Here is a 16,438-nt window from a genome sequence, read left to right on the forward strand (position 1 = left end):
GAGCAGACGTGGCAGAGCCCCTCTGGATCACGCGTTCACGGAACGCCACCCGCCTCATCCTCGGCGGCGGCATGACTCTTGTCGGCCTCGCTCACCTTACGGTTGCGCGGGAGGAGTTCCAGGCGCAGGTGCCCAGCTGGGTGCCGGTCGACGAGGACCTGGTCGTCCTCGGATCCGGCGCCATTGAGATCGGCCTCGGCCTCGCCCTGCTCCTCCTGCCCGACCATCGTCGGTGGGCGGGTATCGCCCTCGCCCTGTTCTATGTGGCGATCTTTCCCGGCAACATCGGCCAGTACGTCGAGGGGATCGACGCCTTCGGACTCGACACTGATGCGAAGAGGCTCGGCCGACTGTTCTTCCAGCCGGTTCTCGTACTGCTCGCACTGTGGGCCGCCGGTCTGCCGCGCATCGGAGCTATAGGTCAGAAAGTGTGTCTCTGATCCTGGTTTATCGTTGAGGGCATGGGAGAAGGTCTGACATTTAATACTTCTGGAGTATTAAATCCATGCCTTCTCCCACCTACCGGCGTACGTGTGATATCTGCTCTGCTTCACTGAAGAAGAATGGCTACACCACAGCAGGTGCCCAACGGTTCCGATGCACTCGCTGCGGCAGCTCCACCACCCTGACCAAGCCGGCCCTGACCGACCGGCACGTGCTGCGCTGGTTCGTGTCCTGGCTCCTCGATAGCTTCGACCCGGCAACAGTCGGGATCTCACCGCGCACGTTCCGGCGCAAGATCGCACACCTATGGCAGATCCAGCCGCGCCCAATCCTCACCGGAGAAGTCCATGACGTCCTCATTCTCGACGGGACATGGATCGGGAACATGGTCTGCCTCATCGCCTCCAGCCCCACCCATGTCGTCGCCTGGCACTGGGCCACTCAAGAGAACGCCCACTCCTGGCAGGTACTGATGGATACCCTGCCCCCACCACGCATCGTCGTCATTGACGGCGGCTCCGGCATCGCCAAAGCCCTGCGCGCCAGCTGGCCCACCACACACATCCAACGCTGCCTGTTCCACGTCTTCCTCAACGTCAAACGACAGACCACGTTCCGGCCCGTGTTCGGGCCCTCCAAAGACGCCCTGTCTCTGACCAGAGCCCTCATGCAAGTCACCACCCGCGACGAAGCCATCGCCTGGCAGAAAGAACTCGCCCGCGTCCACGCCCACCACAAGCCCACGCTCAACGAAAGAACCATCAGCCGGGACAGATACGGCCACCCCACAACGGACTACACCCACCTGCGATCACGGCGAGCATTCGCAGTGCTGACCACACGGGCACGGGCCGGTGACCTGTTCACCCACCTCAACCCAGAGCTCCACGCAGTGACCGGCACAATACCGCGCACCACAAACCGGCTCGAGGGCGGAATCAACTCACCCCTCAAGGCGCTGATCGCCACACATCGAGGAATGCCACCAGCTCACCAACGCGCCCTGACCGACTGGTACCTGTACTACCGCACCGAAGCCCCCGAGGACCCCGCCACAACAGCCGCTCGCTACCACGACCACCACGCCCACATCCGCGCCGACGCGGCACACCAACAGAACCAGCCCCGCCAATACGACACCGCCCTGGACTGGACAGAACTACGCTAGACACGCCCAACCCAGACACACTTTTTGGCCTATAACTCACGCATCGAGCGACGCTCGCCCACGGACTGATCACTGTCCGCGAGCCGGCGCCGCGGCACTGCGGCCGCCGAACACAGAAGAGGCCCGGTTCCGAAGAACCGGGCCTCTGTCACTTGGTGGCGGGGGCAGGATTTGAACCTACGACCTCCGGGTTATGAGCCCGGCGAGCTACCGAACTGCTCCACCCCGCGGCGACTTCTCCACTGTAGTGGGTGGGGCCGATGAAACTCAAGGTGGGACCGAGTTAGGCCCCTCACATGGTGATGGCACCCCGGTCGGGGTGCCATCACCGTTGCCTAGTTACCGCCGGTGTCGAGCTCAACCTGCGCGGCGATCGCGTCTTCGATCGCATCGGTCAGCTCGTCCTGGGCCCGACCGTAGGCCGCCCAGTCGCCATCCTCGAGCGCCTGCGACGAGGCCTCCATGGCCTGCTGCGCTCGGTTGAGCGCGTTGTCGAGACGGTCCTGCGGGGAACCGATGACCGGCGCTCCCGTGTCCGTCGGCTCATCCGTCGGCTCGACCGTGGGCTCGTCGGTGGGCTCGGTCGGCTCCTCCGTGGCGCCCTCGCGGGCCTCCTCGGCGCGGGCCTCGCGCTCCTCCGCGTCGATGTCGGAGTCGCCCGCCTCGACGCCGGAGTCGCCGTCGAAGACCTGGTCGAGCGCCTCGTCGAGCGTCGGTGCGAACCCGATCTGATCGCCGAACGCCACAAGGACGTACTGGAGCAGCGGGTAGGACGTGCCCTGTGACGCCTGGACGTAGACGGGCTGCACGTACAGCAGGCCACCGCCGACGGGCAGCGTCAGCAGGTTGCCGGAGAGAACCGTCGAACCGCCCTGGCGGAGCAGGTTGAGTTCGGTCGAGACCTCAGCGTTGGAGTTGAACCTGTTCTGGACCTGTCCCGGTCCCGGGACGGTCAGGTCGCGCGGGAGCTCAAGAAGCCTGAGCTGGCCGTAGTCCTCGTTCGGCTCTCCCGCCTCGCTGCCGGCGTCGGCACTGACGGCGAGGAAGCCCGTGAGGACGTTCCTATCCGTATTGCCGCCGGGGATGAAGGAGGTTGACAGGGAGAAGCTCGCCTCGTCCGTTCCCGGCATCTGCAGCGTCTGGTAGTACGGGGGCTGTGCCGTGGCCGGGCCGCCGTCGCCGACCGTCGGGTCCGGCGGGACGTTCCAGAAGTCGCCGCCCGAGTAGAAGGACGCCGCGTCGGTCACGTGGTAGCGGGTGAGCAACTGTCGCTGGACCTTGAACAGGTCCTCCGGGTAGCGCACGTGGCTCATGAGGTCGCCAGACATCTCCGTGCGGGAGGTGAGCTGTCCGGGGAAGATGCTGCTCCACGCGTTGAGGATCGGATCCTCCTCGTCCCACTGGTAGAGGGTGACCGAGCCGTCGTAGGCGTTGACGACCGCCTTGACGGAGTTGCGGATGTAGTTGACCTCTTCGGGGATGTAGCCGACGATCTGGCCGGTGATATCGGTCGTCGTCGTCGCATCCTCGAGGGACTCTCGAGCCGAGTACGGGTACTGGTTCGTCGTCGTGTAACCGTCGATGATCCACACGAGATCCTTCGGCGTATCCTCGTCGCCGTCCATGTCGACGACCGCCGGGTAGGCCTTCGAGTCGAGCGTGAGGTACGGAGCGATCTTCTCGATGCGGGTGTGAGGGTCGCGATCGTAGAGGATCTGCGAGTTGTCGTTGACGCGCTCGGAGAAGAAGATCTCCTGGTCGCGGAATTTCGTCGCGTAGAGCAGCTTGACCCAGAAGCTGTCGATCTTCGGTCCGCCGTCACCCTCGAAGGTGTTGTTGACCTGGCCGGTCGGCGCATCGTCGTTCGGGTAGTCGAGCTCCCAGGGCTCAGCGCCCTCGGGTGCCCCGACGATCGAGTACGTCGGCGAGTTCTGGCCGAAGTAGATCCGCGGCTCGTACTCACCGAGCTCACCCGTCGAGGGGATTCCCTGCTGGAAGAAGGCCGGCCTGCCGTCGCTCTGGGCGGTGTTGCCGTAGGCGGCCACCACTCCGAAGCCGTGCGTGTAGACCGTGTGGTCGTTGACCCACGTGCGCTGATCATCGCCGAGGCCCGCGAGATTGAGCTCGCGCATGGCGATGACGGTGTCGCGCTCCTCGCCGTCGATCGCGTACTTGTCGACCGCGAGCTGCTGGGCGAAGCCGTAGTACTGACGGTTCTGCTGCAGCTGGTTGAAGGTCGGCGAGACGATGTTCGGATCGAGCAGGCGGATCTGGGCCGTCGACTGCGAGTCCTCGCGGAGCTGGCCCGCCGACGCCTCGGTCTCGGCGTTGTACGTGATCATCTCGATGTCATCGAGACCGTACGCGGTCAGCGTCGCATCGATGTTGCGCTGGATGTAGGGCGACTCCAGCTCGACGGCGTTGGGCTGGACCTGGAACTGCTGGACGATCGCGGGGTACGCGGTGCCGACTGTGATCTGGGCGATGAGGGCAACGGCGAGGCCGGCGATGGCGACGCGGATGCGACCCTTGAAGGCGACGTAGACGAAGATGCCGGCGATGATGATGCTGACGCCCGTCATGATCTCCCGGGCGGGGAGCGACGCCTGCACGTCGGTGTAGGAGGCGCCGGAGTAGCGGTAGTTCTCACCGATGAGGAGCTCATAGCGGGACAGCCAGAACCAGGCTGCGGCCGTCAGCGCCGAGACGGCGCCGAGGACCGCGAGGTGGACGCGCGCCTTCGAGGAGAAGTACATCGGCTTCTGTGTGGGGTCGATACCGCCATACAGGTAGTGCATGAAGAGCGCGACGATCCAGGCCGCCACAAGGAGACGGATAATGAAGGAGAGAACCAGCGACAGCATCGGCAGAGTGAAGACGAAGAAGCCGATATCGAGGCCGAACTCGGGATCGACCTCACCGAACGCCTCCCGGTTGAAGAACATCATGACGGTCCGCCACTGGGATCCGAGCCCGGCTCCGAACATGACACCGAGGAGGAGCGGCAGGCCGTAGAACGACAGCTTCCGGTACTTGCTGATGCCATCCCGGTAGGGATCGAGGCTGCGGTTGCGGATCGCACCCGGCTCGGGAATGCCACCCGACGGGTAGGCGATCCGCATCGTCAGCCAGATGACGACAGCGAGGATAAGCACGCCGATGGCGCCGACGCCGATCTGTGCTCCCCACTGGGTCCAGAAGACGCGAACGGCGCCGAGCTGGTCGTACCAGAGCACCTCGGTCCACACGTTGGCGGTCATAACGAACAGGAAGAGCAGGGCTCCGAGCACGACGACGGTCGGGATGAAGGCTCCGCCGCCGCCGGGTCTCGCCGTCGTTCCCCCGCCCGCGTTCCACGGGCGGTTCGGGAATGAGGAAGTGGTCACAGGATTCTCCATACTGGGGACGGTGTACCCTTCTACCGTATCGCAAGCGGCAGAGGCGCTCCCAGCCCATTCCCAAACTCCGGTGTGACACGATATCCCCATGGATATTGACCCCAAGCTGGCGGCTCTGCGAGATGCCGTAACCGAGATCGAGAAGTTCGTCGCGACCGACGGCTGGGACGCGCCGATCCGGGTCTTCGCGATCATCCGCGCCGTTCCCGCCCTCGAGGCGACACCCGAGCTCGCGGCGGAGCTGCCCGCCGATGTCGCCGTCAACGCGATCACCGACCCGCACACGCTCTTCTCCGTCGAGCAGGAGGGTCTGCCCCAGGCGAACACACTCGAAGAGCTTCTCGCCCAGCTCGCGTGGCCGGACGAGGTGGACGGCGCTGCGATCGTCGCCGAACGGATCATCGTGCCGCCCTCGGCAGAGAAGGATCTGCCGAAGGACCCCCAGCGCGCCCTCATCGCCCTGTCCGAGCACCCCGAGCGGGAGGATGTGCGCATGGCGGTCGGCTTCATGCGTGAGGGCCAGAGCTGGTGCTGCGTGCGCACGCGCTCCAACGACTCCGATGAGATGGTCGCCGGCAGCCCCGACGCCGTCCCCGGCCTCGTCGCGGCCCTCAGAGCCACCTTCGAATAGGTCGGTCCCACCGCCGCCTGCCGTACCCGCCATGGTCGAACGGACGGTCTCGCCTCCGCATCAGCCGCAGGAGGGCAGGCCCTCCGTACGGCCGTCGCGGATGGCCTCGAGGGCTGCGACCGAATCGTCGAGGGAGGCGACGGCGATGACCTGCAGGCCCGCCACCTCCTCGACCTCTTTGCAGTTGTCGACCGGGGCGAGGAAGTAGTCCGCGCCGGCACGTCTGGCTCCGACGAGCTTGTGCTCGATCCCGCCGATCGGCCCGACCGTCCCATCGGCCGCGACCGTGCCCGTGCCGGCGATGACGTTCTCTCCGCCGATCGAACCCTCCGTCAGGAGGTCGTAGATCCGCAGGGCGAACATGTGGCCCGCACTGGGCCCGCCGACGTTCTCGAGGCTGATGTCGGCGCCCGGCGCTCCGGGCGCCGGCTGGGACATGACGGAGATGCCGAGGAGCGATCCCTCGCCCTCGGGTGCGGGCAGGGTCGCGAACGTCGCCGACCGCTCCGCCTCTCCTCTCGTCACCGTCGCCGTCAGCTCCGTCCCCGGTTCAATATCGGCGAGGTAGTCCTTCAGCTCCCGGAAGGTGGCAGGTTCGACCCGGTCGCCGCCGGGCCCGCTGAGGGCGACGAGTTCATCGCCCGGCTCGAGCCGGCCAATGGCGTTCGAGCCCTCGGAGAAGCCCGCGATCGTCAGCGTCACGGGGATGTCGATGCCCGCCTGGCCGTAGCCCGCGAGGACGGCGTCGATCTGCGACGCGTCCATCATCGCCGCACTCGACGAGCGCACCTCCTCGCTTGTCACCTCGGGGCTGTAGATCGACCTGACGGGCAGCAGGTTCTTGTCGTCGTCGAGCAGAGCCTGGACGGCCGCGGATCCGATGACCGACTCGTCCGGGTTGCCGAAGGTCGACACCGTCGTCATGAGGAGCTCCGTGTCGCTCGGGTGCGTCTCCGCCTCGAAGTCGGTCAGCTCGACCACCGGCTCACCGTTGAGTTCGACGACGGACAGCGCCGGCCCGGGAGCCTGATAGAGGTAGGTCGTCGGCATGAAGGTCTGCCACAGAAGGAGGGCCCCGAACGCGACGGAGAGCACCCCGCCCAGGAGCACTCTCGGGGGCGTGGGCGTGACGTCATCGCGGTGGCTTCTCACCGCACCATCATGCACCCCAACCGGGCTCGGGCGGCAGTCGGTCACGTTTTTTCGCCGTCAGCTGGCATGCTGGCCTCCGGGCTTCTCCCTCCACTAGCCTTGAGCTCAGACAACCGAGGAGTACGACGTGAGTGAACCGAATCCGCGCGACGATCAGTGGAAAGAGATGCTGCGTGCCGTCCTCGGCGACCAGGCTGCCGAGGAGGTCATCGCGTCGATGGAGGCGCAGGGCTTCGACCCGGCCGCACTGTCCCGCATGAACCCCTCCGGCCCAGATTTCTCTGTCCTCATGGGCCAGCTGCGCTCCATGCTCGCCGGAGCGCCCGATGGTCCGGTCAACTGGCAGATCGCCGAGCAGGTCGCCCGCCAGTCGCTGACGAGGGACGGTGTCGACACACTCACCGAGGGCGACGTCGCACGCGCCAAATCCAATCTCGAGCTCGCCGACATGTGGCTGAACGAGGTGACGGCCTTCGACCCATCGTACGGTCCCGCGCAGGCGTGGAGCCGGCTCGACTGGATCGCCCATGCTCAGTCGACCTTCCGCCGCATGACCGAGCCCGTCGCGAAGAACCTGACCGCCGCCTTCACGCGTGCCATGCAGGAGCAGATGGAGCAGATGCCCGAGGAGATGAAGGGGATGCTCGGTGATCAGGCCGGCACCTTCATGGAACAGATGATGGCGTCGATGACCGGCATGCAGTTCGGCGCCGCCCTCGCCGAGCTCGCCCGGCAGTCCTTCGGCTCGACGGACACCGGCCTGCCGTTCGTCGAGGGCCACACGACCGCGCTCGTCCCCGCCAATATCGCCGACTTCGCCGAGGATCTCGAGGCCCCGCTCGATGAGGTCATCCTCTTCGTCGCCGTCCGCGAGCAGGCCCATGCTCGACTCTTTGCCTCCTCCGCCTGGCTGCGCGCCTACCTTCTCGACACGATCGAGGCGTGGGCGCGGGATATCACCATCGACATGGGTGCCGTCGAGGAGCAGCTGCGCGGCATCGACATGTCGAACCCTCAGGCGATGCCCGAGATCGACCTCACGGACGTCTTCAGCCCCGCTCCGACCGAATCCCAGGGTGCAATCCTCACGCAGCTCGAGACGATCCTCGCCCTCATCGAGGGCTGGGTCTCCGAGGTCACCGATCTCGCCACCGTCGGCCATCTGCCCCACGCGGCCGCTCTGCGGGAGATGTTCACCCGCCGCCGCGCCACGGGCGGTCCCGCCGAGGTCACATTCGGCAACCTCGTCGGCCTCGAGATGCGCCCGCGGAAGGTCCGGGAGGCCGCGGCGTTCTGGAGGATGGCGCTCGCAAAGGGCGACCAGGATTCTCGCGAATACCTCTGGTCTCATCCCGATCTTCTGCCCGATTCGGGCGATCTCGACAAGCCCGATCTCTTCCTCGCCGACGACACGTCGGACCTTGCGACGGAGATCGATGACCTGCTCGCCGACATCTTCGCCGATGAGGAGGCCGGGGAGGACCCCTCCGGGCCGGAGGAACCGCTGCCCCCGACCGAGCGGTGAGCTGTGGATAACTGAGGGAGGGCTGTCCCTCGCGCCCTAGTGTGGGCGCATGCAGCTTCCCGAGGGCCTTGGACTCTATTGGCGCGATAATGAGACGGTTCAGCTCGGTCTCTCCCCCGCCCGCAGCGCCGTCTTCTCCGGGCTCTATCCCCGCGAGATTCCCCTGCTCAGCCTCCTGCGCAACCCCTGCACGATCGAGGACATCGACCAGTGGGCGCGATCGAATCAGGTCGACGCGGACCGCGCACGCAAGATCTGGAATGAGGTGCGGAACTCCGGCCTCGCCGAGGATCGTCCCGGCACGAGCACGATGACCCGGTCGGAACGGGCCGCCGCGGCCAGAGCCGGTGTCAAGGGCGTGGAGGGGATCGGTGACTTCGCCCTCGAAATCCGCGGCGCCGGACTCATCGGCGCCCAACTCGCCCTCACAGCCGACCTCTACGGCTTCTCCGCCATCCGCGTCATCGATCCGACCCCGGTCTCGGAGTCGGTCGCGCGCCTACTCGGGCTGTCAACCTTCGGCAAACCACTCGACACCGTGCTCCGGCCACGCCTGCGCCCGGCCGGCAGCCGCAACGCGCAGTCGATCGTCGTCTCGATCAGCTCCCGCGTCTATCCCCTCCACACCGCTCGGACGTGCCTGGCGGAGGATGTGCCGTACCTGCCGGTCGTCATCGCCGAGTCGGATATCCAGGTCGGCCCATTCGTCACCGGCACCCCGTGCATCGAATGCGTCGAATCGGCCCGCACGGATCGGGATGAGGTATGGCCGCTGCTCGCCGCCCAGGCCGGCCGCCTGTCCATGCTCGAGGCAGATGCCGCGAGCGCGCTTCAGGTCTGTTCACTCGTCGTCAGCGAGCTCGTCGAATTCGCGACGAACAGGGACATGGAACCGCGGCTCTCGTCGTCGATCCTCCACATACCACCGCCTCCGCTCTGGCCGTTCATCGAGCGTGTGGAGCGGCACGCGAGCTGTGGGTGCGCGGCCAACGTGTTCCGGGCATAGCGGAGCTCTTACGCGTGCCCGTCGACGACGGCGAGGATGGCGGCACCATAGCGGTCGAGCTTTGTCATACCGATTCCCTTGACGCGGCCGAGTTCGGCGATGGTCGCGGGCTTGGCAGCGGCGATCGACATGAGGACCGAGTCGACGAGGATCATGTAGGCGGGCCTGCGCTCCTCCTCCGCCTGGATCCGCCGCCACGCCTTGAGGTCGTTGAGCAGAGCAACATCCTGGGGATGATTGAGCTCGAAGTCGACGGCGGCCTCCTTCGAGCGGCGCCGGTTCTTCGTGGCCCGAGAGACGTTCTCCTCCTCGGGCCAAATCCCGTCGAGGAACCGGGTCCGCCTGCGATTGCCGCGGCCCGCGGCACTCCGCGACCTCGCGTAGGAGAGGTGGAGATGCTCCCGAGCACGGGTGACACCGACGTAGAGGAGGCGACGCTCCTCGTCGACGGCCGCGGGGGTCTCGGCGAGGGAGATGGGCATGAGGCCCTCGCTCATCCCGACAAGGAACACCGCGTCCCACTCCAGACCCTTCGCCGCGTGCATCGTCGAGATCGTCACGCCCTCGATCGTCGGGGCATTCTGGGTCGAGGCACGCTCCTCGAGCTCGGACACGAAGCCGGACAGGTCGGCGCCGCGCGCCTTGTCGATGTCATCCGCGAGGGTGACGAGCGCGTTGAGCGCCTCCCACCGCTCGCGCTGGGCGCCCGCGCTCTTCGGGGCATCGGACGACCAGCCGAGCCTGCCGACGACCTCCCGGACGGCGTCGGGCATGGTGGCGTCGACGCCGCTGCGTGCCAGCGTCCTCATCATGACCATCGCCTCGCGCACCTCCTTACGGGAGAAGTAGCGCTCACCGCCGCGGATCGTGAACCCGATACCGACGGCCGACAGTGCGGACTCGAAGGCCTGGCTCTGTGCGTTCGTGCGGATGAGGATCGCGATCTCAGAGAGGAGTACGTCGCGGTCCTGAAGGGCGAGGATCCGTGCGGCGACATCCTTCGCCTCAGCATCATCATCGTCGTAGTCCCGGAAGCTGACAGAGGGTCCCGAGGGGCGCTGGGCGACGAGCTTGACCGAACCCGCGAGCCGGCCGGGTGCGATGACACGGTTGGCGACGTCGACCACCTGCGGTGTCGAGCGGTAGTCGCGGACGAGCTCGATCTCAGCCGCGTCCTTGAATCGCTTCCGGAAGTCCCTCAGGTAGCGCGGCGTCGCCCCCGTGAAGGAGTAGATGGTCTGCGAGACATCGCCGACGACGCACAGGTCGGTGCGCTCCCCGAGCCAGTGGTCGAGGAGCCGCTGCTGGAGCGGCGACACGTCCTGATACTCGTCGACGACGAAGTGCCGGTACTGGTGGCGGATCTGGCGGGCGATGTCATCGCGCTCCGACATGATGCCGATGAGGATGAGGATGATGTCCTCGAAGTCGATGACGCCGCGGGCGGACTTCGCCTCCTCGTAGGCGAGGATAAGACGCTGGATCGCCTCGTGGCTCATCCCGGACACCGGTTCCCGCGCCGCGCTCTGCGCACGCTCGACGTAGTGCTCCGGCCCCGCGAGCGAGACCTTCGACCATTCGATCTCCGAGGCGAGGTCCCTGATCGTCGTCCTATCCACGCTCATCCCGAGCTGGCCCGCGGCCTGGGCGACGAGCCCTGCCTTGTGCTCCTGAAGCTGGGGCATGGGGCCGCCGACCGCGTGTGCCCAGAAGTAGGAGAGCTGACGCAGTGCAGCCGCGTGAAAGGTCTGTGCCTGGACACCGTGCGCACCGAGGTCCCGCAGCCTGCTCCTCATCTCCCCCGCCGCGCGGGCGGTGAAAGTGACGGCGAGGACGTTCGTCGGCTCATAGGCGCCGACGAGAACGCCGTGGGCGATCCGGTACGTGATCGCCCGGGTCTTGCCGGTGCCGGCGCCCGCCCGGACGACGAGGGGTCCGCGAAGATGCTCGGCGACCGTCCGCTGATCCGGGTCGAGGGCCGATAAAAGCTGTTCAACATCCATAAATCCTCCTCGGTCAGTGTGTCACGGCCGACTGGCACTCCCCCGCCGCCGTGGATGGCGAGGAGTGCCCGGCCCGTCGGTACGCAGGGCGGGTTCGCGACCGATTCGGTGCGGCCTCATGCGCGGCCGCTCGGCCCCCACAGTCCGCCCGGGTCGACGAATGCATCGGCCACGCGGCCGGGACGCCGGTATGACGGTCACAGCCGGGCCTGCGGCCCGCGGCGATTCGCGACCCCGTCAGTCAGTGGGCGGCACGGGCAGCGGGCCCCCGTACCAGTCCTCGATGAGGTAGCGGGCGACGGAGGAGGCCATGGGGACGGTCAGACGGTTCGACTCGATCTCCGCCGTGAGCTCCTCGCGGGTGAAGAACCGAGCCTTCGTGATCTCCTCGCCGTCGACCTCGATGGCCTCAGAGTCCGTCCACGCCCGGAAGGCGGCCATGAGCGAGCGGGGGAACGGCCACGGCTGTGACCCGAAGTATTCGACCCTCGTGATGGTGACGCCCGCCTCTTCGAAGGATTCGCGGGCGACCGCGCGCTCGAGTGATTCACCGGCCTCGACGAAGCCCGCGAGGCAGGAGTAGCGGGTCGGCTCCCAGTTCGAGGCGTGGCCGAGCAGCAGGCGGTCCCGGCCGTCCCTGATCGCCATGATGACACTCGGGTCGGTGCGCGGGTAGAGGATAAGGTCGCAGTCGCGGCACGCGCCCTCCCATCCTGCGGCCCGCGGGCCGAGGACTCCACCACAGCTCGGGCAGTGCGTCCGGTATTCCCGCCAGGCCCCGAGCGCGGTCGCGGCCGTTGCCAGGCCGGCCTCGATCCCCGACAGCTCGTGGCCAATCTTCCTCAGCGACACGAACTCCCGGTGGTGGAGGGCGGTGATCCGTCGGTCGCCGTAGGGCATACCCTCCGGATCGAGCTTGAATTCGGTCGCGTCGAGGTGGACGACGGCCCAATGCTCGCCGTCGCTCCGGCCGAGGTAGGACAGGTGGTCCCACGAGAGGAGCTCATCCGGAAGATCCGTGGCGGGGACATGGACGAGGCCGTCCGCGTCGACGGCGATCTGGCCGTCGCGGACGAGGAGGAACCTGCTGAGACGCGTCAGCAGGGTGGGATCGTTGCGCGACAGCGCATCGGTGTCGTGTTCGATCCGCGCCAGCGGCATCTCACTCATGCTGTCTCCTCCACCGTGGCCTGGCCGAGGACCCGGCTGCCCGAGTAGACGACGGCGGACTGGCCCGCGGCGAGGCCGCGCAGCGGCTCGTCAAGGTCCATGACGAGCCGGTCGTCCTCGAGTCGAACGGTCGCGGCGATCTCGCGGCCGTGGGCGCGCACCTGAACACCGGCCCGCAGCGGCTCCGCAGGGTCGATATCGGGGGCGAGCCAGACGGTGTCGGCGCCGATGATGCGCCGGACATCGAGAGCCTCGACAGGGCCGACGTGGACGCGGTTCGTCTCGATGTCGACCTTCGTGACGAACCGGGGCAGGCCGTCCTTGGCGGGGATGCCGAGGCCGAGGCCGCGGCGCTGGCCGATCGTGTAGGCGAACGCGCCGAGGTGCTCCCCGACGACCGCACCCGACTCGTCGACGATCTCGCCGGGGTTCTCGCCGAGCCGCTGACGGAGGAATCCCCTCGTGTCGCCGTCGGCGATGAAGCAGATGTCGTACGAGTCCGGCTTGAGGGAGACGCCGAGGCCGCGCGCGGCGGCTTCAATGCGGACCTCATCCTTCGTCGGCACATCGCCCAGCGGGAAGAGGACATTGCCGAGGACCTGCTTGCCCATGACGGCGAGGACGTAGGACTGATCCTTCGGATGATTCGCGGCCCTGTGCAGCTCGTGGCGCACGCCCGAGCCGTCCTCGACGTCGCGCAGGTCCGCGTAGTGGCCCGTGCACACAGCGTCGAATCCCATCGACAGACCGCGCTCGAGAAGGGCCGCGAACTTCACGTGCTCATTGCATCGCACGCACGGATTGGGGGTGCGGCCAGCCGAGTATTCGGAGAGGAAATCGGCGACAACCGTGTCCTCGAAATCGTCGGACAGGTCCCACACGTAGTAGGGGATGCCGAGCTTGTCGGCCGCCCTGCGGGCGTCGTAGCCATCCTCGACCGAGCAGCAGCCGCGGCTGCCGCTCCTGTGCTCGGCGCGGGACTTCGACAGCGCCATATGGACGCCGACGACATCGTGCCCCGCGTCGACGGCTCGCGCCGCCGCGACGGCGGAGTCGACCCCGCCGGACATCGCAGCCAGGACTCTCATGCGCGCACCGCCCGCCGTGCCATGTCGACCGCGGCCGGGAGAGCGCGCTCGAGTGCGTCGACGTCCGCCTCCGTCGTCCCCTCGCCGAGCGAGAATCGCAGCGGGGTCGAGGCCTCATCGACACCCATCGCCTCGAGAACCCTCGAGGGCCGGTAGACGCCCGCCGAGCAGGCGGACCCGGTCGAGCAGGCGATCCCCGCCATGTCGAGCCCGAGCAGCAGCGCCTCAGGGTCAGTCGCAGGGAAGAGTGCGTGGACGATATGTGCCAGGCGCGGGACGTCCCCGCCGCTCAGGCTGCCGCCCGCGCGAACGCAGGCCGCCGCGACCCGCACGCCGAGCGCCCGCAGACGCGCCTCCCGCTCGGATCGCAGCTCGACCGCCTCGGACAGTGCGGCCGCGAGCGCGGCCGCACCCGCGACGTTGAGTGTGCCGGAGCGGACCCTGCGCTCCTGCCCGCCGCCGCCCTCCAAAGGAACGAGGGGGTAGTCGCGGGCTGCGATGAGGGCGCCGACCCCGACCGGGGCGCCGAGCTTATGACCCGAGATCGACATCGCATAATCCTTCGGGATGTCGAGGCTCGCGACCGCCTGGACGGCGTCCGTGTGGAGCCGTGCCTGCGGCGCCCGCTCCCGGACGAGGGCGGCGATCTCGGCCAGCGGCTGGATGATGCCGGTCTCGTTGTTGGCCGCCATGACCGAGACGAGGCTGACGTCCTCATCGAGCATCGACTCCAGCGCCGTCATGTCGACCACCCCGTCCGCCGTCACGGGGATGACGGCGTGGGTCGGGGCGTGGAGTTCGGCCGCCTCACGGACGGCGGGATGCTCGATGGCCGAGTAGAGGACCCGGCCGCGGGCTGCCGGACCGGCGACCGCGAGGTTGTCGGCCTCCGTTCCCCCCGAGGTGACAATGACCTCCGGCGGGTCGACGCCGAGGACGGATGCGATCTGCTCGCGCGCGTCCTCGAGGACGGAGCGGGCCGCCCGGCCCGCCGCATGCGTCGCCGAGGCGTTGCCGGTGACGGCCGTCGCCTCGAGCCAGGCCTGCTTCGCCGTCTCCGACAGCGGTGCCGTTGCCGCCCAGTCCAGGTAGATCACCTAGAGCCCTGCCTCCCTGAGAGCCGCGATCGCCTGCGGCATGACGTCCTTGACGTCCCCGACGATCCCGAAGTTCGCGATCTCGAAGATCGGGGCCTCGGAGTCGTCGCACACGGCGACGATGTGCTCGGAGGCGAGCATGCCCGAGGTGTGGTGGACGGCGCCGGAGACGCCGAGTCCGATGTAGAGCCGGGGTGCGACCGTCTCGCCCGTCTGGCCGATCTGTGCCGAGTGGTCGATCCATCCCTCGTCGCACGCGACCCGGGTCGCGCCGACCGCGCCGCCGAGCAGGTCGGCGAGCTCGCGGACGGGGCCGAAGTCGCCGTCGACGCCGCGGCCGCCCACGACGACGACCTGGGACTCGGCCAGGTTCGGTCCGACATGGTCGCGCTTCTGGCGCGACACGAGCCGGGTCCGCTTCGCGCGTTCGGGCACGGTGATCTCGAGCGGCGCGACCGTGGCGTCGGTGACGTCCCGGGGCACGGCCTCAACCGCGGTCGGGCGCAGCGCGACGACGGCGACGCCCCGGATGATCTCATCGTGTGTCGCCCAGGTCCCGGAGAAGACGGCCTTCGTGATGGCAAGCTGGCCGCCCACGGCCGAGACCGCGTCCGCGTCGACGACGACGCCCGAATCGAAGTGGACCGCGGCCTGGGCCGCGATCTCCTTCCCCAGGTAGGAGGAGGCCATGAGGACCGCGCGCGGGTTGACCCGCTCGGCCGCGGCAAGAGCGAGAGCCGCCCAGACCGCCGGATGATTGAGATCGGCCCCCGTCGACGTGACGGAGTCCGGGTCGACGACGAGGATCTCATCGGCGCCGTAGCGGGCGAGCTCCTCAACCGGGGGCTGGCCGAAGGTGGCGGAGACGACGCGGTCCGCGATCGCACGGGCCGCGGTGAGGACCTCCCGCGACGAGTCCGACAGCGCGGTGCCGTCGTGGCGGGAGATGACGAGGACGGTATCGAGTTTCACTTCATCACTCCAAGGATGTAGTCGGCGAGCCTCCGGCCGCCGTCGCCTGAATCGTTGTGGACCTCGCCCGCGTCCCGCGGGGGCCGCTCGACGGCGTTCGTCACGCGGGTGCCGGCCCCGGCAGCACCGACGAGTCCATCGCCGAGACCGAGATCATCGAGGTCGATCTCGTCGATCGGCTTCTTCTTCGCGGCCATGATCGCCTTGAAGTTCGGGTACCTCACCTCGTTCGCCTGGTCGGTGACGGAGAGGATCGCGGGCAGGTCTGCCTCGAGGACCTCGTCACTGAATCCCATCGTCCGCGTGATCCGCAGGACGGTGCCGGTGAGCTCGACCGTCTTCGCGAGCGTGAGCGCCGGCAGGTCGAGGTGGGCGGCGAGGGCAGAGGGAATCGTCGCCGTCATCCCGTCGAGGGCGGCCATGCCGGTGACGACGAGGTCGATCGGAGCCTCCTCGCCGAGCTGCCTGATCGCCGCGGCGAGAACGCGGGCGGTGCCGAGCACATCGGAACCCGCGGCCCGGTCGTCACAGACGTGGATCGCACGATCGGCGCCGAGGGCGAGAGCCCGGCGAAGGCCGTCGACCGCATCCTCCGGCCCCATGGTGAGGGCGATGACCTCACCGTCGCCGCCGGCGAGATCGACGGACTCCTGAACGGCGTTCTCATCGAGTTCGTTCAGCACATCGTCGTCGCCGCGGACAAGGAAGCCCTCATCGCCGAGCACTCGCTCGGCCTGCACGTCGGGCACGTGTTTTACACAGACAACAATCCTCATGCCTCCTA

At 67.8% G+C, this 16,438-nt stretch carries 13 protein-coding genes and 1 tRNA gene; 5 read left to right on the plus strand and 9 right to left on the minus strand.

Annotated elements, in window-relative coordinates; all coding sequences use genetic code 11:
• The first annotated feature begins 8 nt into the window (after positions 1 to 8).
• Positions 9 to 440 (plus strand): DoxX family protein, encoded by a 432-nt coding sequence (locus EJO69_RS05815; RefSeq protein ID WP_126040125.1) that lies wholly within the window; start codon positions 9 to 11, stop codon positions 438 to 440.
• Between the two features lie 65 nt (positions 441 to 505).
• Positions 506 to 1,612: an IS1249 family transposase gene (locus EJO69_RS05820; RefSeq protein WP_126039482.1), complete on the plus strand. Its 1,107-nt coding sequence runs from the start codon at positions 506 to 508 to the stop codon at positions 1,610 to 1,612.
• 153 nt (positions 1,613 to 1,765) lie between these two features.
• On the opposite strand, the gene EJO69_RS05825 is transcribed toward EJO69_RS05820, so the two are convergent.
• Positions 1,766 to 1,842, minus strand: a tRNA-Met gene (locus tag EJO69_RS05825).
• Between the two features lie 105 nt (positions 1,843 to 1,947).
• Positions 1,948 to 4,998, minus strand: coding sequence for a UPF0182 family membrane protein (locus EJO69_RS05830; RefSeq protein WP_245993796.1), 3,051 nt, complete (start codon positions 4,996 to 4,998; stop codon positions 1,948 to 1,950).
• A gap of 100 nt (positions 4,999 to 5,098) precedes the next feature.
• Between EJO69_RS05830 and EJO69_RS05835 the strand changes: the two genes are divergently transcribed.
• Positions 5,099 to 5,641: a PPA1309 family protein gene (locus tag EJO69_RS05835; RefSeq protein ID WP_126040129.1), complete on the plus strand. Its 543-nt coding sequence runs from the start codon at positions 5,099 to 5,101 to the stop codon at positions 5,639 to 5,641.
• 60 nt (positions 5,642 to 5,701) lie between these two features.
• Here EJO69_RS05835 and EJO69_RS05840 read toward each other — a convergent pair whose 3' ends face one another.
• Positions 5,702 to 6,793, minus strand: a complete 1,092-nt coding sequence (locus EJO69_RS05840) for a YlbL family protein (RefSeq protein WP_126040131.1) — start codon at positions 6,791 to 6,793, stop codon at positions 5,702 to 5,704.
• 127 nt (positions 6,794 to 6,920) lie between these two features.
• Here EJO69_RS05840 and EJO69_RS05845 point away from each other — a divergent pair, with 127 nt between their 5' ends.
• Positions 6,921 to 8,318, plus strand: a complete 1,398-nt coding sequence (locus tag EJO69_RS05845) for a zinc-dependent metalloprotease (protein ID WP_126040133.1) — start codon at positions 6,921 to 6,923, stop codon at positions 8,316 to 8,318.
• Positions 8,319 to 8,367: 49 nt separating this feature from the next.
• A complete protein-coding gene (locus EJO69_RS05850; protein WP_126040135.1) occupies positions 8,368 to 9,324 on the plus strand; it encodes a hypothetical protein in 957 nt (318 codons plus the stop codon).
• An 8-nt stretch (positions 9,325 to 9,332) separates the two neighbouring features.
• On the opposite strand, the gene EJO69_RS05855 is transcribed toward EJO69_RS05850, so the two are convergent.
• From EJO69_RS05855 to EJO69_RS05880, 6 genes are all read right to left on the minus strand, one after another.
• Complete coding sequence (locus EJO69_RS05855; RefSeq protein ID WP_126040137.1) at positions 9,333 to 11,327, minus strand: ATP-dependent DNA helicase UvrD2; 1,995 nt, start codon at positions 11,325 to 11,327, stop codon at positions 9,333 to 9,335.
• A gap of 237 nt (positions 11,328 to 11,564) precedes the next feature.
• The gene (gene nudC, locus EJO69_RS05860) at positions 11,565 to 12,497 is read right to left on the minus strand and encodes an NAD(+) diphosphatase (protein WP_126040138.1); all 933 of its coding nucleotides are present in this window, start codon (positions 12,495 to 12,497) and stop codon (positions 11,565 to 11,567) included.
• Positions 12,494 to 13,585, minus strand: coding sequence for a tRNA 2-thiouridine(34) synthase MnmA (mnmA, locus tag EJO69_RS05865; protein ID WP_126040140.1), 1,092 nt, complete (start codon positions 13,583 to 13,585; stop codon positions 12,494 to 12,496). The genes nudC and mnmA overlap by 4 nt, the downstream gene beginning before the upstream one ends.
• Positions 13,582 to 14,682 carry a cysteine desulfurase family protein gene (locus tag EJO69_RS05870; protein WP_126040142.1) on the minus strand — a complete coding sequence of 367 codons (1,101 nt, stop codon included), beginning with the start codon at positions 14,680 to 14,682 and terminating at the stop codon, positions 13,582 to 13,584. Before EJO69_RS05870 ends, mnmA begins: the two co-directional genes overlap by 4 nt.
• Positions 14,683 to 15,654 carry an electron transfer flavoprotein subunit alpha/FixB family protein gene (locus tag EJO69_RS05875; RefSeq protein WP_126040144.1) on the minus strand — a complete coding sequence of 324 codons (972 nt, stop codon included), beginning with the start codon at positions 15,652 to 15,654 and terminating at the stop codon, positions 14,683 to 14,685.
• Complete coding sequence (locus EJO69_RS05880; RefSeq protein WP_126040146.1) at positions 15,651 to 16,430, minus strand: electron transfer flavoprotein subunit beta/FixA family protein; 780 nt, start codon at positions 16,428 to 16,430, stop codon at positions 15,651 to 15,653. Before EJO69_RS05880 ends, EJO69_RS05875 begins: the two co-directional genes overlap by 4 nt.
• Positions 16,431 to 16,438 lie beyond the last annotated feature (8 nt).

Source organism: Flaviflexus salsibiostraticola, assembly GCF_003952265.1.
GTDB lineage: Bacteria > Actinomycetota > Actinomycetes > Actinomycetales > Actinomycetaceae > Flaviflexus > Flaviflexus salsibiostraticola.